Consider the following 26,690-nt stretch of genomic DNA (forward strand, 5'->3'; position numbering starts at 1 on the left):
ATTGAATACAATTTTATTAGGACCATGGTGAAATAATGCAATATAGTCTTGGTATTGATGCAGGTGGAACCTATACTGATGCAATTCTTATAAGTGATAGTGACAGGTCTGTAGTGATGTCCAACAAGGCATTGACCACCTATCCTGATCATATTGAAGGAATACGGAATGCAATTGACGGGATCGATGAAAAATATCTGAAAAATGTAGATGTCATATCGGTTTCAACCACACTTGCAACGAATACTGTGCTGGAAGATACTGGCTATCCTGTGGGTCTTATTCTCATAGGGGATCATTCTCTCAATAAGAATTTCCCGACAAGTGATATCATCTTTGTAGCAGGAGGTCATGATCACATGGGGGATGAATTAAAGCCGCTTGATGTTGATGCTATAAAGAATTTCGTCCTTGGTTCAAAGGGCAGAGTATCTGCTTTTGCGGTATCGTCCCATTTCAGTATAAGGAATCCTGAGCATGAGCTAAAGACAAAACAGCTCATATCAAAGCTTACGGGAATGCCAGTCGTTTGTGGGCACGAGCTAACACAGGATATTGGTGCTTACGAAAGAGCAGTTACAGCATACCTTAATGCACAGCTTTTACCTGTCGGTGAGAATTTCATAGAAGCGATGATCTCTGAGATAAAAAGGCGTGATATGGATGCAAGATTACTTATGCTCAAATGTGACGGTTCTGTCGTTGGTATCAGGGACGCACTTGAAAGACCTATCGAAACGATATTTTCAGGTCCGGCTGCAAGTCTTATTGGCGCTTCTTTTCTTTCAGGTCTTGAAAGTTGCGTTGTGATAGATGTCGGCGGTACAAGTACAGATGTATCAATGCTCTCTGAGGGCGTGCCGGATATTAGCGAAGCGGGTGCAGTTATTGGAAAATGGCAAACGCGTGTAAAAGCGATCCACATGGAAACATCAGCAATGGGGGGTGACAGCCACATATGGACAAAAGATAATGATCTGTTCATTGGTCCCAGAAGAGTGGAACCGATCTGTGTTGCAGCAGTCAAATATCCTGGTTTTCCTGAAAAACTTAAGAACATTAAATGGATCTCGCGCAAACTGCTGGATGAAAATGTCCAACCTACAAAGTTCTTTGTAAGGACCAGACAAGAACCTATGGAATTAAATGAAGATGAAAATATGATACTATCTGTTATTGGAGATGATCCACTCTCATTTGATGATATTTCAATGATGCTTAAAAAACCACCTTCTCCTTTTGTTTTGAGTTCTCTGATAAGTAAAAGGCTTGTGCAGGCTATTGGTTTCACTCCTACTGATGTATTGCATGTTCTGGGGGAATATGATCAATGGGATCAAGAAGCTTCAAAACTGGTCGCCGATGTTCTGGCTAAATTGAACACTATGGGTAAATATGAAATGTGCTCTCTTCTCAAAAAACGTTTTGCGAGAAATATGGCATTCGAGCTGATGTCGTACCTGTTGCCAGGTGTTGATCCCGAGAGCATCGGTGGGATCGTTGATCGCAAGTTCAAAGCGAGGTTCGATGTAGAGATCCCTGTAGTATTTATTGGAGGTCCGGTGTCTGCTTATAGGGATGAGGTGAGCTCATTTATCAAAGCGGACATCATAGTTCCTAAATATTCCGATGTGGGGAATGCAGCAGGAGCTTTGTTTGGTAAAGGGGTCAAACGTCTGGAAATAATGATAAGGCCATTATCGCTTAGCGAGCCTGATAAAGATTTCTTTGTCTATTCACCTGGGGGGAGAGAGAAGTTCAATACTTATGTAGAAGCACTTGAATTTGTCAATGAACATGGGAGGGACTTGATATATTCCTATATGGCAGAGTGCGGGATCATGGAAAACAAGGTAAGTGTAACAGTTGCAGAGGAAGCCATCTCACCGGAAGGTTGGCACCATCCTCCGATGGAGACTAAACTTATATTTGTGGGAGTGGGAGTCTTTTAAGCCATGGTATTTGAAATGTCTGAATATATTAACTCAATATACCTTCAGAATTGCCCGTCAGTAAATTATTGAACATACAAAAAGAAACGAACGTATTGCTTTTTGATCAGATGATGCGTTTATAAAAAAAAGAGGAGCTAATAAAATGTTAACACTTATAGTTGGCGGTTTTCTTGGAAGCGGGAAAACTACCACGATAATCAATACGGGGAAGTACCTTGTGGACAAGGGGTACAAGGTTGCTATTATTGTCAACGAGATTGGAGAGATTGGGATCGATGGCGACATAATCAAGAAGTTCGGTTTCGATACAAAAGAGATAACTAACGGATGTATCTGTTGTTCACTCAAGATGGGACTTCGCTCAACTGTGATAACACTTTTTAATTCTTACAATCCGGATGTCCTTATAATCGAACCTACCGGAATTGCATTCCCAAATTTGATCAAAAGAGAGATAGAACTGATGGACCTTGGAGAAGGTGCGGAGATCGCACCTCTTGTGACACTTATCGATGGTAGCAGATTCAAACACATATTAAAAGAGATGAAGAATTTCTCCACCCGCCAGATAGAGGATGCAGAAATTCTTGCCATCAATAAGATCGACCTTATGGACAAGATACAAATACCTATTATAGAAGAATCTGTCCAGCAGCTCAATAGAAAAGCAAAGGTAATACGGATCTCTGCAAATAATAACGATGAGAAGTTCTATAGTTTTATGGACATGATATTTCCTGAAGAACTGCTTAATAGGTCTCTTGATCTTAAAGTTCAGGAGACGAAGCCAAAAGAAATGGAAAAAACATCCATTGCTCCTGCAAATGGCCTATCCTTTGTCAGCAAGAAAGATATGGAACTCATCAGGGATGAGCAGGAAACAGAAAGCTCCATTGACGCATCAGGTGTTGCAACCTATGCTGCAGAATATAATATCAAAGGCAACACAGATATCGATAGAGCAAAGCTGATCGCTAAGGAGATCATGAAGAACATAAAAGCTGAAGTTATGGAACATAGCCCCGAGTTCATTGGTCATATCAAGATGTTCCTAGATTCTAATGCAGATACAGTAAAAATGAATGTAACTGCATACTTCGAAGATCCACAATTGGAAGTGATCGAAACAGGAAATAATGATATCCTTAAGTTAAAGATACTTTCAGCGATCTCGAACATGGAAAAAAAAGAACTTGTGAAGATCGTCGATACCTTCGCAACAGATGTGTGCAAACGTTATGGAATTGAGATTGAAAAGCTTGGAACGCATCATGAGCACAATCATTGAGACGGTTACTTACAATTTCAGTATGCTCCTTACTAATTTTTAGTTTTGAAGCAACTCTTTTTTTTGCATGATACGCATAGAATTTGACAAATACATGTAATTTAAAATACAAACCAATGTGACAATATTAAGAGAATTCCGATAAACTTTTCCAATAAAATCAAGATTTAGAACAAATTGCAGTAATTTTGTATTATGTCTTTAACGAACTTTGCCTTTAAAAAAGAGTACAAGCGTCTTGAAAATCTCAACTTACAGAACTTCTACCATGAGCATACAACCAATGAGGAACACCACCAACCGGGATTTGCTGCTCATCTTCATTAAAACCGGTGCAATAGATCATTTCTCCATTCGATGAAAAATCCGTAATAATGTTCGAATCTATTAGTGGCTCATATTGTTCCGGATACATGTATCCGGGATTCTACCACCCATATCCCCGATCCGGTATGTTATATTGTTCATCGACCTTACAACTTATTGATGAAAATAATTTGTTCTAGAGAGATGAAAAAGAAAAAAGTGTAACTCATTTTTACCGGGGTAATCTAATGTGAACTGTGGTCCCCTTTTCTTCCTCACTCTCGATCCAGATATTTCCTTTATGCGCTTCAACAATGTTCTTGCAAATATACAACCCCACTCCGGTTCCACCATATCTGCGTTTGATTGAGGCATCGACCTGGTAAAACCTCTGAAATAAGTTTGGTATAAGCTCCTTTGGTATACCAATCCCTGTATCTTTAACCTCGATATGCAGATCATCTTCCTCTTCATATGCATTCAGGATTATCCTGCCTTCCGAAGGGGTGAACTTAATTGCATTATCAACAAGATTGGTCAACATATCGGAAAGCCTAGCTTTATCACCATTTATTAGAGGTAAGTTTTCAGGCACATTATTTTCAATTAATAATCCTTTATCTTCAATTTGCAAATTGACGTCATTTACTACATTGTCTATAATCTCTGCAATCCGTACCTTCTCTATATGATATTGAATAGCTCTGGATTCTAGTCCGCTGATAAATAATAACGATTCTATCAGGCGTCTGAGCCGCTCTGAATTTCTCAAAACTATATTGACTGCCTTTTTTTGCTGTTCATTAAGTGTTCCCAGGCTTCCATCAAAAACGAGTTCTACATAACCCTTGATGGAAACAAGCGGTGTTTTAAGTTCGTGGCTTATGTTAGACAAGAACTCATTCTTCATCACATCAAGGGATTTGAGATCGTCGTTTACCTTTTCCAGTTCTTTGTTCACCTCTGAAAGTTCATTTGCATATTTTTGAAGTGCCTCTTCTGATTGCTTTCTTTGGATTATTCTCCACATACCTTCCATAAGTAATGTCAGTTGGCGAACATCGGATTCATCATATTCTTCATCTTTGTTCCCTACCCCTGCTACTGCAACTACCCTTTCACCATCAAACACCGGGATGTTCATGTGACGCGTTAGTTTCATATGGTCTTTTGGATATCCTTTCTTTAAGGGGTTTGGAACATTGTAGTCATTTGTAATAATGGGTTTTCGCTGTCTCAGCGCTTCACCCCAAAGTCCGGTGGTCTTCAGGGTATAAACTATAGGCTTATCTCTTATTTTGCATTCCAGCATTGCAGCTTGGGACCATGAATGCATTGTGAGAACGGACTCATCTTCGTTTACGAATGCGATATAACCAACTTGGCTCTGAGTAAGCCGGACAGCTTCTTCACGAGCAAAGTCTACGATTTTCTGCATTGACCTGTCGGTCATCTGGTTAAGTTGCAAAAGTGTTTCGAGACGGTACTCATCGAGCTTCCAGGCATCTTCAGCTTCTTTGCGTCTCGTGATATCTTCAAAGATACCGATGCCACCCAGAAGAGTGCCTTCTTCCGATATATTTGGGTTGTAATCAGCTTTTATAAAAATAACTTTACCACTGATTACAGTGCAATATTTTCCTTCATAGTGACCTGGTTTTCTTGAAAGAACCGCTTTGACAGCATCCCTCATCTTTTCATCCCGGATGGAGGTTGCCATATTAAAGCCAATGACATCTTTTCTTGAGGCAGAGATAATTTCAAGGAACTTATCATTGCAATGTGTTATCATCCCATTATGGTCAAAATGGAAAATTCCCAGAGGAGAATTCTCAAAGATCAGACGGTATTTCTTTTCCGAATCCTGAAATAGCTCTTCTGTCTTTTCATTTTTGCTAATATCTTCGGAAATTCTTATTCCCCCGGTACTGTAATTATCATTACTTATCCTTGAAAAAGAAAAACGATAATTTAAACTAATTATATATCTCTGAACTATATCACTAGTTAAGCATCGTTACCGATTGCATCTATGGGATATGACCCCATTGATAGTTCCCCCACTTTTGGATACTATTAAGTTAATTTTAAGATTGAGTTCTATTTATAGATTGTTGTGCCTTGAAGATCATTCTGGCAATTCAACATTCCAGTTACAAGCAATAAACAAACAAATAATTGAAATGCTTTTTTCATTTTTGGATCGGATGACACATTTCCTGAATAATTGCTTGATAGGTCTCTTGATTTTAAAGTTCATGAGACGAAGCCAAAAGAAATGGGTAAAACATCCATTGCTCCTGCAAATGGCCTATCCTTTGTCAGCAAAAAAGATATGGAATTCATCAGGGATGAGTAGGAAACAGAAAACTCCATTGACGCATCAGGTGTTGTAACCTATGCTGCAGAATATAATATCATAGGCAACACAGATATCGATAGAGCAAAGCTGATCGCTAAGGAGATTATGAAGAACAAAGTAAGTATAAAAAGTACAGAAGAAGCCCTCTCACCGGAAGGTTGGAATCATCCTCCGATGGAGACTAAACTTATATTCGTGGGCGTGGGGTTTGCTTAATATCTGGTATTTGAATTGTCAGAATATATTTCCTCTATACACCTTAAGTCCCTCATCTGAGACTGTAAGAATGAAGGGGTCCATGCTGTGTTCTGAAGCACGCATTTTTTTGACCTGTATATAACGATTTGTTGTATTGTCTTTCATGTGAAGTCCAAGTTCTATAATCCCATCTGCAAGATAATTTTCAAAGTTATTTGCATGATTCAGTCCAAGTGACTCACTTGTTTCAAGTATCATAAAAGTTGTAAGATTTTCACGTCTTAGTGGTTCGAAAAGATGGTAAAGTCTTTTTCTCATATCACGAGGTTCAACATCGAGGAGTGAATAAAGGGCACCAAGTGAGTCCAATGCTACACATGTGAACTTATCCCCCATCTTTTGTTTGTATTGCAGTATATTTGTCTCTATAAGGGTTAGGAGATCGCCTGAAAATTCATCGTATTGGAGGCGGTAATCACTAAAATCAGATATTGATAGATTATCTGAAAGTTCCAGTCCCATACTTTTCATGTTTGCAAGGTGGTTATCCTTGCTTTGTTCAAGAGTAATGTAAGTCCCGAACTCTCCGACATTTTCGAGATATTTTGAAAGGATCGAAAAAGTAATTCCAGATTTAAGACTTCCGGGAACCCCCGTTATTAGAATCACACTTCCTTTTGGTATGTCTGTACTGAATATGTCATCAAGTCCATCAATCGTATCAATAAATCTCATCAAATTCCTCCACTCTTAATAAATTTGTATGTTAATGCTCTATTTATGCTCTGATGCGTATGTCACTGCAAAGCTGTTTGTTCCTGTCTGGAGATTTTTTCGATTTTAAGGGTATGTTTTACCGTTTCAATACCTCTTTCAGTAAGAGTATTTTCAGCGGTTATGTCTTTATTTTCCATCATTTCTCTCATTGAGATCTCAAGTTCATGGGGATCAATGTACAGAAGGTTGGCCATATCCTTTTCTTCCTTAATGCCAACATAAAGACAATTCAATATTCTTGTATGTAAATTTTCATTCATATTGAGTATTCTGGATAATGCCAGAAGAAGGACATTATCTTCCGATTCTATCAATATGGTCGCGCCTGAAAGATTCCGCAACTGGAGCTCCAGATCAGTAATATTAATCTTACTAAGACTGATATCCCTTATTTCAGGGGACAGGACAAAATACCAGAGATCTTCAATAAAGACAGTCCCTGATACAGATGAGTATTCAAATTTTTTGGTAAATCTAACAATATTGTTTTTTGGTGTGAATGTGTTCGAGATCTCACCGAATGAGAACAAAAGTGGCAATGCTGGAGTATCATCTAATGTTCCATCCTTTCCTTCCTTGATAGTTTCAAGGTAATAATGACCCTGTTGTGTCAATTGTGCATTAGCATCAACAAGTTTTCGTATCTTTAAGGTTCCAAAAGCACGTTTGATTACCTCCATATCATTTGAAATAAGTGGGAGGTGTTTACTGATGTCTTTTCTTCCCATTGCAAGAAGACTTAAAAGTTTTGTTTCTTCTTCCTTTAACCCTTCAAAATCCGTATTTGCTCTGAAACCGATCTTTTCAAGCAAATGATCTCTTATATTTTCTATATCTTCAGGTTTTCCCGCAAATATCATTGTATGGTTGATGTAGGAAGAACCAAAGTTTGAATTTTTCTTATAATCAATAGCTAACTCTGCAATATATCCTGTATCTGCTCTGATATCGTTTCTCACAGAAGCTGATATGTTCCGGTCCACAGTTTCGATCGATCGGTAGGGGACCATGCTCCAACCAGAACTTGAGGGAAACCAAATTTCATTCTCTGTAAAAGCTACAACATCATGTTTCCATGCTAAGCTATGACTACTCATATTAGTCATAATCTGTGGCAGATCGATAACGTATGATAATTTCACTTCCATATATCCCCCCCCTCAATCATTATAGGTATCTTCATCTGTAAGTGATCTCATCCATCTCTTTAACAGATGATGATCCTTTGTATCAAAGATCAAAGGATCGATCTGAAGAATTAATCTTGAATCTGATACCATTATGGTGTCATTGGTCTGTTCCATGAACTTAATAACTGACTTGAGATCATTTTCAAGTATGAGGTATTCAAGTCCATCTATCAGTACAATACCATCATTTACTTTTTTAATAAAATTTTCGATAGTAGGATGAAGTTTGAACAATTCAGTAGGATCAATTGAGGGATATTCAGAAGTTTTGGTCTTCGTAAGCCAGATTATAGGAGTCTTTGTAATATTATATTTGCTCCTTATCTTTGCAGGATTTTCTCTTGTAATGCAAAGCCCTGGTCTTCCTTGCTTGACCATGGTGGAAAATATGTCGTAAGATGCATTCAGATCACCACTATCTTGTATGTATGTATAGCTTCCCTCAAGCTCCAGAGTATCCTTTCTCTCTGTATTTTCTTCTATAGAAGGGGCTATCAAAAGTCCGCGAAGCTCTGAAATATCTTGAAGTGTAACAATAAGCCCTTTATGATTGTTGTTATCCATTATGGCAGAGGTTGCAATGTTCGCATCGATACATTCTCCGTCCTTTTTTAGCAGTTCTATAGAAAGGTCGTTCTTATCTGTAAATTCGAGTAATTCGTTGTTGCTGATTATGGTAGATATCGGATTGCCGATAATTTCGTCATTAGCATAGCCAAGAAGATCCATAGCTTTCTCATTAGCAGTAACTATATTTTGTTCCCTGTCAAGTACAATAGTTGCAATTGGTGCTATACGGATAAGAAGATTAAGGTAATCATTGGCGTGTTTCAGTTCTTCTTCTGCAATCTTACGGGGAGTTATGTCCTCTCCTGAACAGATTATTCCGGTTGTTTTTCCATTATTATCTTTTAGCTTTATAACATTCCATGAAAGCACTTTTTTCTGTCCTGACTTTGTAATGATGTTCATTTCGAACGCATTGCATTCATCTTTCTATTGGCATTGTAATTTTTTATAGTGTGCTTTTAAGGTCTCTCTTTCTTCCACAGGAACAAAATTATCATAATAATTTTTGCCGATCAATTCTTCTTTGGAATATCCGAGTATTTCACCCCCCTTTTTATTGATATTGACAATATTATGTTCATTGTCAATTATAACTATCATAATTCCTGCGACATCGAAATATTTATGGGCAGTATCTCTTTCTTTGCGTATCGTATCATGTTGTTGTTTTATCTTCAACAAAGAATGTACTCTTGTCTTTAGTTCCAGCATATCCACAGGTTTTGAAAGGAACTCATCAGCTCCTGCTGCAATACCTTTTATCCTGTCTTCCTTTTCGGATAATGCTGTAACAAGAACTACTGGAATGAATTTAGTTCTCTCATCATTTTTGAGTTTTTCACAGGTTTGGTAACCGTCCATTTTCGGCATTCGGACATCGAGAAGGATTATGTCAGGGTCAAAATCCTTTACTTTTTCAAGGGCTTCAACACCATCAGAGGCTAATGCAATTTCATAGTCACCTGAAAGATATGCTTCCATTAATTCAAGGTTCCATGGTTCATCATCGACAACAAGTATTTTTGGAAACGGTTCACTCATATGGCAGACTCCTAAAAAGTAAAGGTATTTCTGAAACGTTTTTGGTCCATTTTCCTTGGCTGGTTTAAGGAAACTTTAGGTTTAATTTGTCATTACTTAAATAAATATGTTACTATAAAATGTATGATATTCAGCTCAGCTCAATCTCGGTTTAGAAAAATAGTGAGGCCGAAAAGAATGGCCGTTATGAAAAAAATGGTCTTTACCTCTAGACTATTTGCAAGTACTCCAGCTATCAGGGGCATTAACGCAAGTCCTGCATAGATGCAGGTATTGTAGATACCCATTGCCATGCCTTTTTCAATATTCATGGATGCAATAGCTATTGGAAGTCCTACAAGCATCAGACCTGAACCAATACCAATTATGAAGAAACCTGCCATTGAGCTATTAATTGTAACGAGTATGCCAATTGTTGCTATCATTATTCCTATTTTTATGAGTTTTGCATACCCGATATTTACATAAGATGTTACAAGAGATGATATCATTGTAGATACATAGAGAAGTGAGATCGATATACCTAGCTCTGTCTTTGAGAGTGTATCTGTACCATATTCAGGATAAAGGGATATAAGGACACCACTTGATCCTGCAAGTATAAATGAGATGATCCATATCCCCCGAGTATCCTTTGATGTAAATATATGTGAACTCGGGTGTTCTCTTTCAATTATCTTTTTTTGTGAGGTAATCGTTGCTATAGTGTTTGAAGAAACTATAGAACGATAGATTGCAAATATTATTGTTAAGAATGTCAAAATTGAAAAAAGAATAATTCCATTTTTGATGTTAGAGTGAACCAAATAACCGGTAACTGCAACACCAGCAGCTAGTCCGGCATTGATTAGAAAGCTGAATTCTCCCATATAACGTGCTCTCTTTGTGTAACGAGCCAGTCTTGAATATGCTGCAGGGAAAAATGCACCACAAGCAGCCCCTTCAATGAAACGTGCTGATACAAATATTATGAAGCTATCAGTAAAGATCATACATAGCCCTGATATAAATGACAGCAGAAGACCAAGACTAACCAATTTCAGATTATCAGTTCTATCACTTAATATTCCAAATGGAAGCATGGTACTTAATGCTCCGAGGAAGAATGAAGAATATACCAAACTTGAGGAATTTATGCCGTAGATCTGTCCAGTGGCAGAAAGCTCTGGCAGGATAGGTATGACAGCATTTGAAAGTCCCATTATGACTAAAGCAGATGAATAGATCAAGAACCTGTCATTATCCATAATAGCGAATAAGACGATGGAAGGTAGATACATCTTTGTGTCTTGAGAAAATAATGTTTAATAATGCCCAAGATACTTTGCTCTGAAAATAGAAAATTGTCATGATAAGAACAAAGTATGAACTAATGCATGTGTTGGAAATCCATTTCTTACTGCAGTCCAGACATTGTTAGTGAAGAATCTCATACCTTTTATTGAAAGTATATTTCTCAACTATAGATACCATTCCGGATTGATGTTTTATGATGTAATCTCCGGCTTTCCCCTGTAATGTACCATTTGGGGTCTTTATGCTAAAATCGGCAGCCATTCTTAATGCATGACCGACCGGTGTTTTCTGTATACTTTCATCGTTTGAAGGGGAATTTGTATGCAGATCTTTCTTTGATCGACTCATTAAATCTCTCCCTCATCATAATGGGTAATTCATTGTTTATATACTTGGCCGATATTATTAATTATGTTAAATATCATATATTTAATCAGTCATACTAGTTGTGCTCATTGTATTTTATATCTTTATTTTGATCAGAGTTCATACTATAGTATTTATTCCAGGTTAACAAATGAAGGTAAGAAGGATCAGGAAAAAGCATGAACATTACACTTATTGGTATGTCTGGGGCGGGCAAATCCACGATTGGAAAACAGCTTGCAAAAAAACTTGGCTACAAGTTCATAGATATTGATGATCTAATACGCGCCAAGATCGGTACCGGACTGCAAACATTCATAGATACTTACGGTGACGATGAGTTCATTGGACTTGAAGAACAGATCGTTATTGGACTTCATTCAATGGATGATCATATCATTGCAACTGGTGGTAGCATTGTTTATTCGGAAACCGCGATACGACACTTAAAGGATATTTCTACAATCGTTTATCTGGATGTGCCTTTTATTCGGATCGCTCAGCGCATCTCTCCTTCCCAAAGGGGGCTTGTCGGCTTTAAAGATAAAGGGTTGAGAGACTTGTATAATGATCGTAAAAAATTATATGAGCACTATATGGATATTCGGATCAAAATAAAAAAAGGGGAGACAAAAAGGGATATTGTAGAACGCATCATCGCTTTATGCCCTGATGACGTTTCTACTTCCAGAAGTGTCTGAAAGACATCCCTTTTTCATATTTTAATTCGTAAGTGCTTGAATGGGGGCTGGTATCCTTCCACCGCGTGCTATAAACTTTTCTGAACTGAATTCGGATACTTTCATAACAGGTGCTCTTCCAAGTAATCCTCCAAATTCCACGCTGTCCCCTACTTTTTTACCCGGAGCAGGTATAAGGCGTACTGCTGTAGTTTTCTTGTTTATCATCCCAATAGCCATTTCATCGGCAATGATGGCTGAAATGGTCGCTGCAGATGTGTCTCCTGGAATTGCTATCATATCCAGTCCCACAGAACAGACACTGGTCATAGCTTCCAGTTTTTCAAGACTCAAGGCACCCAATTCAACTGCACGTATCATTCCCGCATCTTCACTGACCGGAATAAAAGCACCACTTAGACCTCCCACATAGGACGAGGCCATTGAACCACCTTTTTTCACAGCATCATTAAGAAGGGCAAGAGCTGCAGTTGTTCCGTGGGTTCCACAGGTCTCGAGTCCCATGGCTTCAAGGATGGCTGCAACACTATCGCCTATTTCCGGGGTCGGTGCAAGGGATAGGTCGAGAACTCCAAAATCGACATTGAGCCGGCGGGAAACTTCTCTTCCTACCATCTCTCCCATCCTTGTTATCTTAAATGCAGTTTTCTTGATGGCTTCTGATATCTCTCCAAGGTCCGGGTCTTTCAGTTCGCGTACAGCTGAATTTACTACACCGGGTCCACTTACTCCTACATTAATGACACAATCCGGTTCTCCTATTCCATGAAATGCACCTGCCATGAAAGGATTATCTTCAGGTGCGTTTGCAAAGATAACAAGCTTTGCACATCCGATACCATCAGCATCTTTAGTTGCTTCCGCTGTTTTTTTGACTATATGTCCCATCATTGCCACTGCATCCATGTTTATCCCTGCCTTTGTAGTTGCGACATTGATGGATGCACATACTTTTTTAGTACTGGCAAGGGCTTGCGGAATCGAATTGATAAGTTTCATATCCCCTGGAGTTATCCCTTTATGTACAAGGGCACTAAAACCTCCAATAAAATCGATACCTACATCTTCAGCAGCTCTGTCAAGGGTCTTTGCTATTGAAACATAGTCCTCAGTGTTACAACTTTCAGCAACGATGGCAATAGGGGTGACAGCAATTCGTTTGTTTGTGATGGGGATGCCGTAAAGGTTCTGAACTTCCTCTGTGGTTCTTACAAGTTCTTTTGCGTAACCAGTTATCTTGTTGTAGATATTCTTATTGAAGACATCGATGTCACTATGGCAGCAACCACGAAGATTTATGCCCATGGTAACTGTCCTTATATCAAAGTTCTCAGCTTTGATCATGTGGATGGTCTCAAGTATCTCTTCTGGATGAATAAGCATCTTGATCACCTGTTTTAAATCCTGTGCATAAAACGGAAGGCATCTTCGTGCTGTACTCGCACTTCAACACCAAGCTCTTCCCCTTCCTCAACCATTGCTTTCTGGAATGATGCAAGATCAAAGTTCTCGGAATCCACGCCTGCCAACATGATCATTGTGAACAGGTCTTCCATTATGGTCTGGCTGATATCAACGATATTCACATTAAAATCTGCCATCACTTTTGTAATGCTGGCAACAATACCTATTTTGTCGATACCAATAACAGTGATTATGAAGCGGGTTGATGTCATATTTTTATCCTTCTTTCAATGATTTGATAGTTAGTTAGAATTAATTGTCACGTATAAGATGTGATTTATTATAGTTCTTTACCTTGATCGAAGGAAATTCGAACAAGATTGGTTTATGGACCTGATACAGTAACCATTAACAGTTAACAAAAACAATGGATAAGCAGTATTTACCTGCTTATAATACAAAAGGAAATTATTCTGTCATATCAAATTCCATTACTTCCCCATTTTCAGCAGTAATGGACATCTTTCCATCGAGCATTGATACTTTTGAATAAACATTTCCTGATTTATTATAGTTTGTCCAGATAACTGATTCTCCACCCTCTGTCCACAGATATCCCATTTTTGCAATGCCATCTACAACAGGATCTATCTCTACCATCGCTTTACACATCTCTATGCCGTTGACAGTTTCGGTTCCTGTTATTTCCATGGTCATTGATTCTCCTGTCTGTGGATTCACAGCTTCCCATGTGGTACCAACAGGACACCATTGGTCTTCAGCACCTTCAGGCATAGTAGTCGTCACTTCCATGCCATCATCAGTAAAAGTTGTTGTTTCTGTATCATCTCCAACACACCCTGCAGTGATAAGGGCTGCTACCATAAAAGATCAATATCAACATTTATCTCATTTTAGAACCTCTAAGAATACTTTATTTGTCATGATTTAAGCTTTACGTGAATTTTAACATGAAGTCAGTAACATGGCTATTTTTACGAATAGATAGTTCTAAAAAAAATTAATTATAAAACAGGAAAAGACCTGCAATATAACTGAAATAAACCAGTATTATAACTACTCCTTCCCATCTATCAAGCCGTTTTCGAGTGATCCCAAAAATAACAAGCAAAAGCATGATAACGATCATGAATGGGAAGTCATACATAAGGGATTGTGGCTGTATTTTAATTTCTCTTATTTGTGAGGAAAATCCCAGTATGAGTGCAATATCCATGGTGTTCGCACCGAGAATATTTCCGATAGAAAGGTCCTGATGCCCTTTTAGAGTTGCAGATATTGCTGTTATGATCTCAGGAAGGGATGTTCCAAGTGCTACAAGGGTCAGTCCTATTATCATTTCAGGAATACCAATCCATTCTGCTATCGCGATACCCGTTTTCACAAGGATTTGGCTTCCAATAACTACAAGTGTTGCTCCAAGTAAAAAGTAGAAGATATCTGACCGCATTTCGCTTAAAGATAGTTTATCCCTTTTTTTCTCATTGCCATCGAATATGGCAGATTGCAGACGATAGTTATAGTAGAGAAAACCAACGAATATGATCAGTAGGATAATACCATCGAATGAACTTAATATCCCATCCAATGTTAGTGCCACAAGTGTGAGCGCTGCTATTAGCATGATAGCACTTTTATGAAGGAAAGAGTCACCCTCCACAGGTATTGCCTTTACGGCTATTACCACTCCCAGCGCAAGCCCTATATTGCAGATAGCAGAACCGACTGCATTGCCAATCGTCAGATCAGTATGGTCCATGTATGCAGCCATTGCAGAAACTGTAAATTCAGGAGCTGTCGTAGCAAAGCTCACGATAGTAGCTCCGATTATCATCTTTGGTAAACCACTTTTGGCGGAGATGGCTACAGCAGCTTCAATGAACCAGTCTGCACCTTTGGTGATCAGGACAAGACTTAACAGGAAATATAATAGGGTATCTAGCATAGTGTTCAACCCTATAGCTTTCCATTTGATTTAAAATGCGTGTATCAATCTTCTTCGGTGATGACAAGAACAGGTCCGATATCTGCTGCGATAAGCCATCGGGTGATACTCCCAAGGGGATCGGGCCTTTAAGGATTCGGAACCCATTACTGTTAAGTTTACACTCTTTTCTTCGGATATTCGAATAAGGTCTTTAGCAATTTCATCATTGTCAAGTATGATATTTTCAACCGCAATACCTGATATTTTTGCATTTTCAAGTGCATATTCCATGTTGGATTCGATATTTTCCTTTACGATCACCATCATTTTTTTTGCAAGTTCTTTCGGAAAGATGCATTCAAGAGTTTTTTTCCTTTCCACGTAAACAATGATCAACTTGCCTGATTCTTTATCTGCGACATGTAATGCGTGATCTATGACCCTTTTTGAAAGTTGCTTTTCATCAATAGGAACAAGAATGTTCTTATAAGCGATCTCTTCCATGTTCTTTCACCTTTTGATATTTATTACTTTGATCATTAAATCATTGTCACTGATATGATCATCATCGTTCTATCATTGAAGTCCCAATGAAGTCACAGCTAGAACTATCAGTATTCCCAGTCCTACCATTCTAACGGCATGTTTTATGAGACTTTGTTTAGCGATCTTACCTGAATATATTCCAAGTATTGCAAGAACAGATATGCTTAGTATGATCGCTATCTCAAGTGAAAAACTATCAAATAATACGAAGGGCATTATAGGTACAAGAGAACCAATAAAGCTTGATCCGCCATGTGTTATGGAATCATTCCATATCTTTTTCTTTGTGTCACGTTCTATGGTTGTGGATCCAAGGCTTCGAAGAAGGGGCTTTTCCAGTTCTGCAAGATTTCCGTACTCTACTGCACTTTCAGCAAGATATGAACCTATACCGTTAGTCAACGCAAGGGCAACAGCACCACCAAGGGCAGCATTGATAATGATCGAAGGATCATCCACAACATGTGATGTTCCTATAACAACACCAAGCACCGCTAGTATCCCATCAATACTTCCTAAAATAATGTATCTTCCCTGTTCGTGATCAAGTTTCATGTTCCATATCCGTGGATAATTTGAACGTTTTATATGCAAAATAATGTTATAATAGTACTAAAATAATGTCATACTATTACTAAAAACATGATGCATGATCAATTTGCAATAACAGCGTTTCTTGCCGGGTCAATATGTTTGTGTATGGCAGATCGAATTGCATATTCTAATTCTTTCTCCATGAAAGGTTTCTGTAGATAACCTGCACGATTTGCAAAGGATGATCTTGCAGTTTTTTCATTGAATGAATCTCCAGTTAAGAATATAATTGGAATTGAATATCTACTTTCCATCTCTGTTGCTGTCTCGATGCCATCAAGCTTTCCTTTAAGATGAATATCCATTATGACAAGGTCCGGCACTTTTTTGTTTACCATTATGAGTGCTTGCTCTCCCGACACTGCATATTCTGCTATCTTATATCCCATCTCAAGAAGTTTTAGCTTGATCATCATGGCGACTATCATTTCATCTTCGACTATCAGGATGCTCTTTTCTTTCATATTACCACAGTTAAACTGACTGAAAATTGTAAATTCATTGCAAAAAAGAAAAAGATCCGGAGTATCAACTCCGGGTTTAGTAGTTATGACGTACCCCCATACATCAACACTTTAAACGATCATTTATGCCAGGCACAGGCTTTTCCTTCGCCCTCATGACTTGACATGATCGTGACTTCCTTCTTTGACTCCCACAACCCATGAACGTTGCAGCTTATCAGCGCATCCAACTTCATTACAACAGATTTGCTGCCACATTTCCCACAAACATTTACACCATGAATGTTGCATACCTGATAGGCATGGATACCTACAATTTCTTCTGTTGGCTCAACAGTAAATGTTGCTTCAGCTTTCTCATCGGAAGGTGATAGTTCTACCCTGCCGATCTTCATATCCCCGAGCGAGAGTTCGATCCACTCTATATAGTGTTCGTCCTGCATAACGTGTGGTAATTCCCCCACTTTTACAGTAACTTCGAATGAACCTTCTGCGGTCATCACTTCATCGGCTTCGATAACAGGCACATGTTTCTGTTCTGTTTCGGTGATGTTTTCCGGGTCTTTAAGTCGGTTGATTACTTGTTCACTCATAAGATCACCCATTACTTCATTGTTATATACTATATTTGAAAATATATAAGTTGTCAGCAAAAATACTGACAACCTTTCTCACATGTTCAGAACCTGTAATTCTTGACCGAGTGGTAAAGTACCACAAAGAAGAATACAAGAATTACTGCCAGCAATCCAAAGTATTGTACTGGATCCCAGACGAATTGCATGGTTCCTGTTCCTTCCCAGCCCACAAGGACCGTACCCTGAATGATCACCGGGACTACGATACAGATACCTGCCAATATGAATATGAACAGGATATCAAATATCGTCATGAACATGCTTCTTTCTGTCTTCATTTCGCTTGCCATGTCTTTCTCCCCTTCAGTCGTAATACTTAAAGTCGTACATGTGACTCTTAATGGACTTGTACACTCTGATACATCCGATCGTTTCTATCCCAAGCAAGAGTACTATGAAAATTATGTACAATGGGAGTATTGTTGTGATCTCAGGTACTTCTCCTGATCTCCATATGGTGGAGATTATCCTATAGACGATGAACGTCTCAGAGAAATACAGCAATCCTAGGAGCAGCATAATTACTCCTGCATCCTGTTTCAGCTTGTTATTGTATAATGCTTCATCTGCCATGATATTTCCTCCTGTTCACCTCTTATGTGCAGGTTCAGGCCATCCAAGGTCTTCTCCCCAATCGTGTTTTGCGTCTATGCTCCTGTATCTCCAAGAGAAGTAGAAGTAGGCTACTACATAGAAGACAAGTCCGAAGATAAGGTTGTAGCTGTATCCCCAGTTAAGTGTGGACATGATCACGATCGCCAGCAATATTGTGAAATATGCTAGATAAGGCTGTAGTGGTCCGACAAATGGACGTACCTTTTGTGTGTGTTCCGGGAACATCTTCCTGAAGCGTATCAGGGAGAATGGGATCATTACATAGCATACCAGTCCTGATGTGATGGAGAAAGTAATGACCTGGTCCAAGAAACCACTGTATGCAAAGGCGACAGCAATTGGCATTGTGAAAATGACTGCCCTGTATGGCGTACTGTACTTTGTGTGTACTGCAGCGAACCAGTTGGTCAGGAAATGATCTCGTGACAGAGCAAACCAAGACCTTGATGAATCACAAACAGTACCGTTGGCACTTGCAAGACAGGTGAATAGGGTACCTACTGCAAGGAATGCAATCAGGAATTTAACACCGCTCCGGTTTGCTGCTTCAAAGAGTGGGTATACTGAAACACCGAGTTCTGCGGTTGGAATGAGACCTGAACAGACGTAGAGTGTCATACCTGAACCGAGAAGAAGGGTGATCATACCTGCCTGTTGTCCAAGAGGAATAGCTCTTGTTGGGTGTTTACATTCCTCAGCACACATTGCTGCTCCTTCGATACCAAGGTAGAACCATGGTCCAAACTGCAATGCGGCAAAAATTCCGATAAATCCGTTAGGTATAGCTCCTGAAATAAGGTATTCCGGATGCCATGTTCCGCCAATTCCACTAATATTCATAAAGAAGAATGCTATAATTGCTATCAATGCTGTGAATGTAAGAGCAAAGTTAAGATTAAGGGCTGCTACAACTCCACGATAATTCATAAATGTCAAGGCCGCGATAACGAGCAAAGTTACCGGGAATGTTTGTATTTCCGGGAAGATCGATTGTGCTATGGATGCTACAACAATAGCGTCAGCAGCTTCCAAGGCAATATATTCCATATAAACAGCAAGACCTACAATGGCCGCAGCACCGGGTCCTACAAATAATCGTGCCCAATCGTATGGTCCACCGGCAAGTTTAGTGGATGAACCTAGTTCACTGGCACACAATGAAACCATTACATACATTGTACCGGCAACCAACAATGCAAAGAGTGAACCTAGTATACCACCTTTTGCAACTGTGAAGTTCCAACCCATGTATTCTCCGACCAATACGATACCGACACCAAGTGCCCATACATGATATGGACGCAGTGACTTTACCAGGTCAACTTCGTTTGAATTTTCTGACATTATCCTCCTCCTCCTGTAGCATTACTTGTTGGATACTTTGCTTGCGTCCAACAACATCCAGCCGATCAAGGCAAAACATATGAGGTAAATTACCCCGTTTATTAAGGTCCATGGATCCATTTTGAATGCCCCCTTAGTATTTTGTTTGGCTTTTTATTTTGAATGAATATTTATTCCATCAAATAGTGACAAATGACGTTATAAAAAAAACCAGCGACCTCTCGCTGGTAAAAACGTCACCACTAGTTTTAGGGTTAGAAGGTAAGACCGAAGTCTTCGAGTTTCTTTATTGCACCCTCGTAGACCTTGACATACTCGTCAGTTGGTGTGATGGTTGCAACGTCATAACAATCCTGGAATCTCTTGCCTTCAGGAGCATTTGCGTAGTTGCCTTCGTAGGAGCTGACGATGTTGTTGATAACAGCGTTCACGGAGTCGATATCCATGCCTGTTGTTGCGCGTGAGACTTCTCCCATCATCCTTGCTTCCATACCGGTTGTCTTGTCGGTGATGACACCCTTTGCTGCTGCGACACCTGAGAGGATCTCACGGCCGGATGATGTGTCAGTTACGGACTGTGCTGCTGCTTCGAGGAGGCACATCTCGGTACATGGACCTGCACATGGATAGTACTGGTTACCGGACATAAGGTCTGTGAACTCACTGATGGTTGCACATGCCCATCCTGCTATCTGGAGGGTTTCCCTGGTGTTGGTAGATCCCCATCTGATGTGGACAGGACCATCAAGGTGCCAGCTTGCACTGCTCATTACCATAGAGTTGATGTGGGTTGCAATGTCTACAATGGTGGTTTCTTCGATACCGCCAGCGTATCCGCCGAAGATAGGCATCTGTTCATCCATGATGATGTCGCTGTTACCCTTGTAGTGTGCGATAACTGCGATTGCATCGAGGTCGATCTTAAGCTCGTTGAGCTGTGATACTTCGTGGCTGTCACTTGTCATCTGGCCACCGACACAGTCGGAAGCGATGTTACCCTGAGATGACAGGGAAGTCTCTGGTCCCTAAACAGCCATGCCAGGTCTGCCAGCCATTGCTGCTGCGTTCCTGATGAGCCTTGTCTCGGTCTTTGCGGCGAGGATCTCGTATGGGCTGCCTGGAATAGTTGGCCTGCCACGAACTGTGGTCATGACACCGTTAACAATTGTATCAACTTCTTTCTCGAGTGCATAGCTCATGTGAACTGGCATGAACATATCTTCGGAAATTGGTGAACCGGTTGGACCGCCCTGTACTATAGGTTTCTTCTTGTCGCCTACTGTCCTTTTCTTCATCTGTACTGCATCTCTGCCGGTACCGAGCTGGAATTCTCGGTGTGGGTTGTTGATAGCGTCCCACATCTCGTCCTCAGTGTATTTGACGATCCTCTTTGTATCTGTGCAGTAGATTCCACAGTCTAAGAGCATGTCGAAACCTGCCTTGAAGAGTCTCTCCATCTGGTCCTTGTCGGTTGGAACGGTCTCGGTGCCAAAGTCAAGGTTGTATTTCTGCTTGAGTTCCATTGCCTTCATTGGAATGGTCATCAGATCCCAGTCATCCTGGGTGCATTTCTCGCCTTTCTGTGCTCTGTCATAGAAGTCAAAGCAGGTAACTGATTTTGTAAATGTCATTTTGATATCTCCCGCTCATGCCATAAGTTTAAGTGCTACTCTTGCTGCTTCTGCTGCATTTTCGGCTGTGCCGTCTGCACCGCACTCTGCGATCCATGCATCTGTGACTGGTGCGCCACCGAACATGATCTTAACAGAATCTCTGAGGTTCTCTTCTTCGAGTAACCTTACTACATCTTTCTGGCCAAGCATTGATGTTGTCATCAGTGCGGAACCAACAAGGAGCATTTTCTTACCCTTGTTCTTTGCAATTGCTTCGACTACATCCTCGTTTGGAATATCTGTTCCAAGGTCCATGATCTCAAAGCCATTTGCACCGAGCATTGTTGTAACAAGACGATGGCCGATATCATGAATATCTCCTTCCTGCACGAAAGTGACAGCCATGCCTACACCCTCGTCTTCGCCTTTCTCTTCTGCGAGAATTGGCTCAAGGATCTCCATTGCAGCTTTCATTGCCTTTGCAGACATCATAATCTGCGGAAGGTAGATAGTTGCTGCTTCGAAGTTGTCTCCAACGATCTTCATTCCTGGTGCAAGTGCTTCGTTGATAATGTCTAAAGCAGTAATTCCTGCATCGAGGGCTTCCTGTGTTATTACAGGGCAGCCATTGATATCCTGGTTCACTATTGCATTTTTCAGCTTGTCGAAAATTTCTTGATTTCCCATTTATTTCACCTTTCTTGTATTACGCAATATTGTCTAGTCAATGCTCACTTAGGATGGGCACCACCGAATAATCATCAGTTTCAAAAATATATAACCTAGCCGTTAGCGTTTTTGCACTACATATTAAAATATCACGATGCAGTTTGAACTTGCAGGCTCTAAACAAATTGATATGGATGGGTATGTTTGAACACTGCTGTAAAATGTATTATTTATCTATAATTAGAAAGAGAAATGAAAAATGACAATGGCTTTAAAATCGACAATAGCATTGAAAAGTTGAATATGAAAAATAATGGGTATTGTTGGGACTGCCAACATATATGACATAAAAAAATGGAAAGAAATGTTCAAAGAGGTTCTGGATTATCTTTTTCCATTTCACGCAGGTGTTTATGGATAGCCATCTCAATATTGGTGCTTAGATTATTTTCTGTAAACGGTTTGAGTATATACCCATAAGGTTCGGTCAGTTTAGCTCTTTCAAGGGTTTTTTCATCGGAATGTGCTGTAAGATATATCACAGGAATTGAAAATCTCTTTCGTATCTCATCAGCAACTTCAATACCATCCATTTCCCCTTTCAGCATAATATCCATAAGCACAAGGTCTGGAAAGGTTCCTTCTACTTTATTGATAGCATCTGTTCCGGTAGCTGCGACTCCTGAGACGACATAACCAAGGCCCATCAATCTCTTTTTTATCACCATTGCTACGATGGCTTCATCCTCAACTACTAATATCCTGGTATTTTTCATAGTGACACCTTGTTATTTATCATCGCGGAAAGTTATTGTAAATGTAGTCTTGTCGGTTGTATCAAGTCCAATTTCCCCCTCAATTTGGGAAACGAGGTTCGTTACAAGCTGTAATCCAAGAGATTCAGTGTTCTTAAAATCAATATCCTCCGGAAAATGTTTTCCGGTATTGCTAATGGTAAGTTCAAATATCTCATCCCTTTTGAAAAAATCAATTTCGATCTCACCTCCGATACCGTTTCCAAAAGCATGTTGAAGGGCATTGGATGTAAGTTCGTTTATAATTATCCCAAGAGGTACGGCAGTATCCATTCCCAGGAAGACATCTTCTACGTTGAGTATAAGTTCTATATTTTTTTCATCTATCCTATAGGAGTGAAAAAGATGGTCTGTAAGGTCCTTTATGTAGTCAGCAAGATCAAGGCTAACAAGGTCCTTTGATTGATACAGTTTCTCATGGATCAGTGCTATGGAACGTACGCGGTTCTCACTATCCCTGAATGCATCGATTACTTCTTGATAACGGAAGTTAAGCGATTCCAGATAGAGCATTCCGGAAACGACCTGAAGATTGTTCTTAATACGATGATGTATCTCTTTTGTCCTTATCTCCTCCATTTCTTTCAGTGCATTCTCAGCTTCAACACGCTCGGTAATATCAAGTATCGTTCCCTGGAAGTATTCAACTTTCTCTTCTTCATTGCGTTGTATGAACGTATCCTCATGTACCCAGCGCATTTCTCCACTTTTGGTAATGATCCGATAGTCTTTATGGAAATGATCGTGACCTTCATCAGCCGATCTTTTTAGTTCGGACCAAACTTCATCACGGTCATCTTTGTAAATTATATTACCATACAACAGATTTCCGGACATGAAGTTCTCCAATGAATAGCCAAATTGAGCAACATTATCGGAAACGAATTCAACAGGATAGTCATGGTCAAATTTCCACCAAAATACTACAACTTTGCTGGTATTTACTGCTGATTCCATTTTTCTTATCAATTCGTATGAGTTTTGTAATTCTTTGGAATGAACAGTTAAAGCATCCATTATTTCGTTCATACCTTCGGGTATGAGCTTAAAGTCGATCTCGACATCCGTATTGGCTCTGGCATTGAGATCTCCCTTTATTGCAGCTCCTGATATCTTCTTAAAATCAACAACTATCTCGTTGATCCTGTCTGTAAATGAAGCTGCTATTAAGTATGCCATGGCACCCATGAAAATGATGGAGAATGTATATATAGTGATAAGAGTGGAACGCAATGATTCCACTCCGGCTAACATCTCTTCGGTAGGAACAACTAGTACAATAGCGAATTTACCTGTCTCTATGGGTTCGTAGAACATTACCACTTCTTTTCCAGTCAACGGGTCGATGGTATCAATGTGCCCTCCAATTCCATTATTGATGTCCTCTGTAACTATTTCTATCATTGGGATCTCAAATTCGGTCATCGATTTCATACCGATCCAGTCCTTTCTTGTTGGGTGGGATAACAATACTCCAGTGTTGCTTACCATGAACAGATAACCAGTATCAAATGCTTTTACGCTGCTTACGGTCTCATCGACATAGTTCAGCTCCACATCGACCCCGCCAATGCCTATGAACTCTCCATCTCTGACAATGGGTGCATCATAACTTACAATAAGAGCACCCTGATAGAGGTAGGGTTCTGTTATGATATCCTGTTCCAGTTGTTTTGTAAGCTGATAATAATCAAGGGTATCGTAATCTACAAGTGGTTCTACGAACATTTCTCCACCGATCTTGTTCCAGTAAGGGATGAAACGACCGGTTTCATCGTGGGCTGTGTCAGCATTGATGAACTCAGCATCCTTGCCGTCAAAAGCGTTTGGTTCGAAAGCAACATAGGAAGCAAGAAGGTCTGGATTTTCCAGTAGTAATTCTTCCAGCATAGAATTAATTTCATCACGGTCTGCATTATCATATCTGACCAGAAGTGCTGCGAGAGTTTGTGCAACTGCCATATTCGCTTTCATATCGGCGTTGTAATAGTTTGCAAAACTTTTCGCATTTTGAATGGAGTCATGGTATGCAAGTTGTTCTTCCTGTTCGGTAACGGTGGTGATAACAATGAAAGTAGAAGCGGATAATATCAGAAAGACCCCTGTCACAATATATAGTACAAGTTTTACTTTTAAGGATATATCTTTCCATTTCATTACGCTTCACTTCCGTAAGATGTTCTCATTAATTTATTCAATAGGGCTGGATAGGTTCTGATAATATTCGAACAACCTCTCCCCCCATTCTAATGCACTGTCTTCAAAGCTCATGATGTCGTGATGATCATATCTGCCGTTGATATCGAAAAGACTCATGTAGAGAAAAGTATCGGTTACGCTGAATGAGGGTGGTTTTATTGTATCTTCACAAACAAGGATCGTAGTGTTATCTGAACTTAGAAGTGTTTCCATCTCTTTCTCGGAATCGTTTAGCATTCTTTCAAGTACAGATTCTGTTAATATAATCTGTATCTTTGTCCCAGCAGCTTCCATGTTATTAAGAAGTTCAAGGTTATCCGGGTGGTAAAGGGAAAGTACAGATGATACTTTGCTTGATGCTCGCATGTTTTTAAGAAACTCGTCCTGAAGTTCATACATGTGGTCAAGGTCCGGTATTATTAATTGGATATTACCAAGGCTCCCGATGTTATCCAGAAGATTATCTGGAATTGTAGTTAGGTCTCTTTGATCCCAGTATTCACAGGAAATATCGAAAACCTTAAGCATTCCTGAGAGTGGTTTCAGATTCTCGACGACCAGCCTTCCGATGCTGGTCAACACATATGATCCGCTTTCATTTTTATCTATGAAACCTACATTCCTCAGTTTTTTTATCTGGGGGAGTATGGATGAAGAGGTAACTGTAAGGGTCGAATTTATTGTTTTGATGTCAGCAGGATCGTTAAGCAGCATGAGGAGAAGATTTTCTCTTTTTTCGGAGAGAAAAATAGTTTCAATCAGTTCCATTTGCATTTTGAATTCTCTCCTGTTATAGCTCTGTTATCTCTGTTGACTGGTCGCAATAATATTGAAAAAGTTCTTTTCCCCAGTTCAAGGCGGTATTATCAAAGCTCATTATATCTCTGTGATCGTAACGTCCCTGTTCATTGAAAAAACTGACATACATGAACCAATCAGAAACATCGATAGCTGGTGGTCGCCCTTTTCCTTTATAGAGATACAATCTTGTGTTTTTTGACGAAAGCAGAAAGTTCAGCTCTGACGCACAATTTTTTTCCATTCTTTTAAAAACAGATCTTGAAAGTAAGAGTGTAAGACTGTCTGCTTTTTCTGCAAGTTGGGAATAGAACTTCGGATATTCCGGACGGAAAAATGAAATGATGGACATTATCTCTTTTGATCTTAGTAAGTTCTCAGTGAACTCTTTTGGTATCTCAAAAGTATAGTTCAGATCGGGTTCAAGAAGTAGATAGTTACCAAGTTCATGAAGTCTTTTAAAAAGATGTGGGGGCAGTATGTTAATGTCATGCTGTTCCCAGTAACTTCGATTCTCGTTTATCATTCGCAGTGTGTTAATCAAAGGGAGCATGTTTCTGACTATGTGTCTGCCAGTATTGGAAAGTATATAAGTCTCATCTTCTTCAACGATGAGACATTTTTCTTTTAGCTTTTTTATCTGTGGCATCATTCCACGAGAGGTCACATTAAGTGAGACCTTGATCTGTTCTATGTCTCTTGGTCCTTCCATAAGTAACAACAGCAGGTTTGTCCTTTTCTCAGAAAGCCAGACATTATCTGTTAATGAAGAATTCATTATACTCCTTTACCCCAAAATACTGTTGCTGATATATTTCAGCTTTTATTTGTAACGGTATAATGATTGTTTGTTAGATATGAAGGTTTCTATTTATTAATTGAAAATACAACTGAAGTTCAGTTGGAAATATCTTATAAAAATTAAGTTCAAATGACAGTAAAAAGGTAAAAAGGAGAAGTTGTGGTAGTTAAACCACAACTAATTGGAGTCAA

The 26,690-nt window shown here is 39.5% G+C and carries 27 protein-coding genes and 1 pseudogene; 4 read left to right on the top strand and 24 right to left on the bottom strand.

The genetic code is table 11. From position 1 onward, the window contains the following. Positions 1 to 35: 35 nt before the first annotated feature. From MBUR_RS04200 to MBUR_RS14545, 3 genes are all read left to right on the top strand, one after another. Entirely contained in the window at positions 36 to 1,952 is a 1,917-nt protein-coding gene (locus tag MBUR_RS04200; protein WP_011498925.1) for a hydantoinase/oxoprolinase N-terminal domain-containing protein, read from the top strand. Positions 1,953 to 2,097: 145 nt separating this feature from the next. Beyond that, positions 2,098 to 3,243 (top strand): GTP-binding protein, encoded by a 1,146-nt coding sequence (locus MBUR_RS04205; protein ID WP_011498926.1) that lies wholly within the window; start codon positions 2,098 to 2,100, stop codon positions 3,241 to 3,243. 195 nt (positions 3,244 to 3,438) lie between these two features. After that, complete coding sequence (locus MBUR_RS14545; protein WP_269479034.1) at positions 3,439 to 3,570, top strand: hypothetical protein; 132 nt, start codon at positions 3,439 to 3,441, stop codon at positions 3,568 to 3,570. 211 nt (positions 3,571 to 3,781) lie between these two features. Here the strand turns inward: MBUR_RS14545 and MBUR_RS04215 are convergent, their stop codons facing one another. From MBUR_RS04215 to MBUR_RS04245, 7 genes are all read right to left on the bottom strand, one after another. Continuing rightward, the gene (locus MBUR_RS04215) at positions 3,782 to 5,467 is read right to left on the bottom strand and encodes a PAS domain-containing sensor histidine kinase (RefSeq protein ID WP_394295779.1); all 1,686 of its coding nucleotides are present in this window, start codon (positions 5,465 to 5,467) and stop codon (positions 3,782 to 3,784) included. Between the two features lie 678 nt (positions 5,468 to 6,145). Continuing rightward, on the bottom strand, positions 6,146 to 6,844 hold the full coding sequence (locus tag MBUR_RS04220) for an RAD55 family ATPase (RefSeq protein WP_011498929.1): 699 nt from the start codon (positions 6,842 to 6,844) through the stop codon (positions 6,146 to 6,148). Between the two features lie 62 nt (positions 6,845 to 6,906). After that, positions 6,907 to 8,034 (bottom strand): hypothetical protein, encoded by a 1,128-nt coding sequence (locus MBUR_RS04225; RefSeq protein ID WP_011498930.1) that lies wholly within the window; start codon positions 8,032 to 8,034, stop codon positions 6,907 to 6,909. A gap of 12 nt (positions 8,035 to 8,046) precedes the next feature. After that, on the bottom strand, positions 8,047 to 9,048 hold the full coding sequence (locus MBUR_RS12915; RefSeq protein WP_011498931.1) for a DUF835 domain-containing protein: 1,002 nt from the start codon (positions 9,046 to 9,048) through the stop codon (positions 8,047 to 8,049). Between the two features lie 24 nt (positions 9,049 to 9,072). Then, positions 9,073 to 9,687, bottom strand: coding sequence for a response regulator (locus MBUR_RS04235; RefSeq protein WP_011498932.1), 615 nt, complete (start codon positions 9,685 to 9,687; stop codon positions 9,073 to 9,075). A 140-nt stretch (positions 9,688 to 9,827) separates the two neighbouring features. Beyond that, the gene (locus MBUR_RS04240; RefSeq protein WP_048063232.1) at positions 9,828 to 10,934 is read right to left on the bottom strand and encodes an MFS transporter; all 1,107 of its coding nucleotides are present in this window, start codon (positions 10,932 to 10,934) and stop codon (positions 9,828 to 9,830) included. Positions 10,935 to 11,103: 169 nt separating this feature from the next. Next, on the bottom strand, positions 11,104 to 11,331 hold the full coding sequence (locus MBUR_RS04245) for a hypothetical protein (RefSeq protein ID WP_048063233.1): 228 nt from the start codon (positions 11,329 to 11,331) through the stop codon (positions 11,104 to 11,106). A gap of 197 nt (positions 11,332 to 11,528) precedes the next feature. Here MBUR_RS04245 and MBUR_RS04250 point away from each other — a divergent pair, with 197 nt between their 5' ends. Next, complete coding sequence (locus MBUR_RS04250; RefSeq protein ID WP_011498934.1) at positions 11,529 to 12,050, top strand: shikimate kinase; 522 nt, start codon at positions 11,529 to 11,531, stop codon at positions 12,048 to 12,050. 21 nt (positions 12,051 to 12,071) lie between these two features. Here the strand turns inward: MBUR_RS04250 and MBUR_RS04255 are convergent, their stop codons facing one another. The 17 genes and pseudogenes from MBUR_RS04255 to MBUR_RS04340 form a co-directional block, all read right to left on the bottom strand. Beyond that, the gene (locus MBUR_RS04255) at positions 12,072 to 13,433 is read right to left on the bottom strand and encodes a PFL family protein (protein ID WP_011498935.1); all 1,362 of its coding nucleotides are present in this window, start codon (positions 13,431 to 13,433) and stop codon (positions 12,072 to 12,074) included. Between the two features lie 14 nt (positions 13,434 to 13,447). Further along, positions 13,448 to 13,726: an ACT domain-containing protein gene (locus MBUR_RS04260; RefSeq protein WP_011498936.1), complete on the bottom strand. Its 279-nt coding sequence runs from the start codon at positions 13,724 to 13,726 to the stop codon at positions 13,448 to 13,450. A gap of 196 nt (positions 13,727 to 13,922) precedes the next feature. After that, on the bottom strand, positions 13,923 to 14,339 hold the full coding sequence (locus tag MBUR_RS04265; RefSeq protein WP_011498937.1) for a hypothetical protein: 417 nt from the start codon (positions 14,337 to 14,339) through the stop codon (positions 13,923 to 13,925). 136 nt (positions 14,340 to 14,475) lie between these two features. Continuing rightward, entirely contained in the window at positions 14,476 to 15,420 is a 945-nt protein-coding gene (locus MBUR_RS04270; RefSeq protein ID WP_011498938.1) for a calcium/sodium antiporter, read from the bottom strand. Between the two features lie 30 nt (positions 15,421 to 15,450). Then, complete coding sequence (locus MBUR_RS04275) at positions 15,451 to 15,906, bottom strand: universal stress protein (protein ID WP_011498939.1); 456 nt, start codon at positions 15,904 to 15,906, stop codon at positions 15,451 to 15,453. A 72-nt stretch (positions 15,907 to 15,978) separates the two neighbouring features. Next, positions 15,979 to 16,503: a VIT1/CCC1 transporter family protein gene (locus tag MBUR_RS04280; RefSeq protein WP_011498940.1), complete on the bottom strand. Its 525-nt coding sequence runs from the start codon at positions 16,501 to 16,503 to the stop codon at positions 15,979 to 15,981. A 98-nt stretch (positions 16,504 to 16,601) separates the two neighbouring features. Then, positions 16,602 to 17,006, bottom strand: coding sequence for a response regulator (locus MBUR_RS04285; RefSeq protein WP_011498941.1), 405 nt, complete (start codon positions 17,004 to 17,006; stop codon positions 16,602 to 16,604). A 119-nt stretch (positions 17,007 to 17,125) separates the two neighbouring features. Then, on the bottom strand, positions 17,126 to 17,599 hold the full coding sequence (locus MBUR_RS04290) for a class II SORL domain-containing protein (RefSeq protein ID WP_157196646.1): 474 nt from the start codon (positions 17,597 to 17,599) through the stop codon (positions 17,126 to 17,128). Positions 17,600 to 17,685: 86 nt separating this feature from the next. Then, positions 17,686 to 17,934 (bottom strand): hypothetical protein, encoded by a 249-nt coding sequence (locus MBUR_RS04295; protein WP_011498943.1) that lies wholly within the window; start codon positions 17,932 to 17,934, stop codon positions 17,686 to 17,688. A gap of 13 nt (positions 17,935 to 17,947) precedes the next feature. Beyond that, positions 17,948 to 18,217 (bottom strand): hypothetical protein, encoded by a 270-nt coding sequence (locus tag MBUR_RS04300; RefSeq protein ID WP_011498944.1) that lies wholly within the window; start codon positions 18,215 to 18,217, stop codon positions 17,948 to 17,950. 15 nt (positions 18,218 to 18,232) lie between these two features. Then, positions 18,233 to 19,603: an APC family permease gene (locus MBUR_RS04305; protein WP_011498945.1), complete on the bottom strand. Its 1,371-nt coding sequence runs from the start codon at positions 19,601 to 19,603 to the stop codon at positions 18,233 to 18,235. Between the two features lie 254 nt (positions 19,604 to 19,857). After that, a pseudogene (locus tag MBUR_RS13390) lies at positions 19,858 to 21,234 on the bottom strand (monomethylamine:corrinoid methyltransferase). A gap of 15 nt (positions 21,235 to 21,249) precedes the next feature. Further along, the gene (locus tag MBUR_RS04320) at positions 21,250 to 21,903 is read right to left on the bottom strand and encodes a methyltransferase cognate corrinoid protein (protein ID WP_011498946.1); all 654 of its coding nucleotides are present in this window, start codon (positions 21,901 to 21,903) and stop codon (positions 21,250 to 21,252) included. A 350-nt stretch (positions 21,904 to 22,253) separates the two neighbouring features. Continuing rightward, positions 22,254 to 22,661 carry a response regulator gene (locus MBUR_RS04325; protein WP_011498947.1) on the bottom strand — a complete coding sequence of 136 codons (408 nt, stop codon included), beginning with the start codon at positions 22,659 to 22,661 and terminating at the stop codon, positions 22,254 to 22,256. A 12-nt stretch (positions 22,662 to 22,673) separates the two neighbouring features. Further along, on the bottom strand, positions 22,674 to 24,857 hold the full coding sequence (locus MBUR_RS04330; protein WP_011498948.1) for a histidine kinase dimerization/phosphoacceptor domain -containing protein: 2,184 nt from the start codon (positions 24,855 to 24,857) through the stop codon (positions 22,674 to 22,676). A 33-nt stretch (positions 24,858 to 24,890) separates the two neighbouring features. Continuing rightward, entirely contained in the window at positions 24,891 to 25,673 is a 783-nt protein-coding gene (locus MBUR_RS04335) for a helix-turn-helix transcriptional regulator (protein ID WP_011498949.1), read from the bottom strand. Positions 25,674 to 25,689: 16 nt separating this feature from the next. Then, positions 25,690 to 26,475 (bottom strand): helix-turn-helix transcriptional regulator, encoded by a 786-nt coding sequence (locus tag MBUR_RS04340; protein WP_011498950.1) that lies wholly within the window; start codon positions 26,473 to 26,475, stop codon positions 25,690 to 25,692. Positions 26,476 to 26,690 lie beyond the last annotated feature (215 nt).

The sequence above is a fragment of the Methanococcoides burtonii DSM 6242 genome (assembly GCF_000013725.1).
Classification (GTDB): Archaea; Halobacteriota; Methanosarcinia; order Methanosarcinales; family Methanosarcinaceae; genus Methanococcoides; species Methanococcoides burtonii.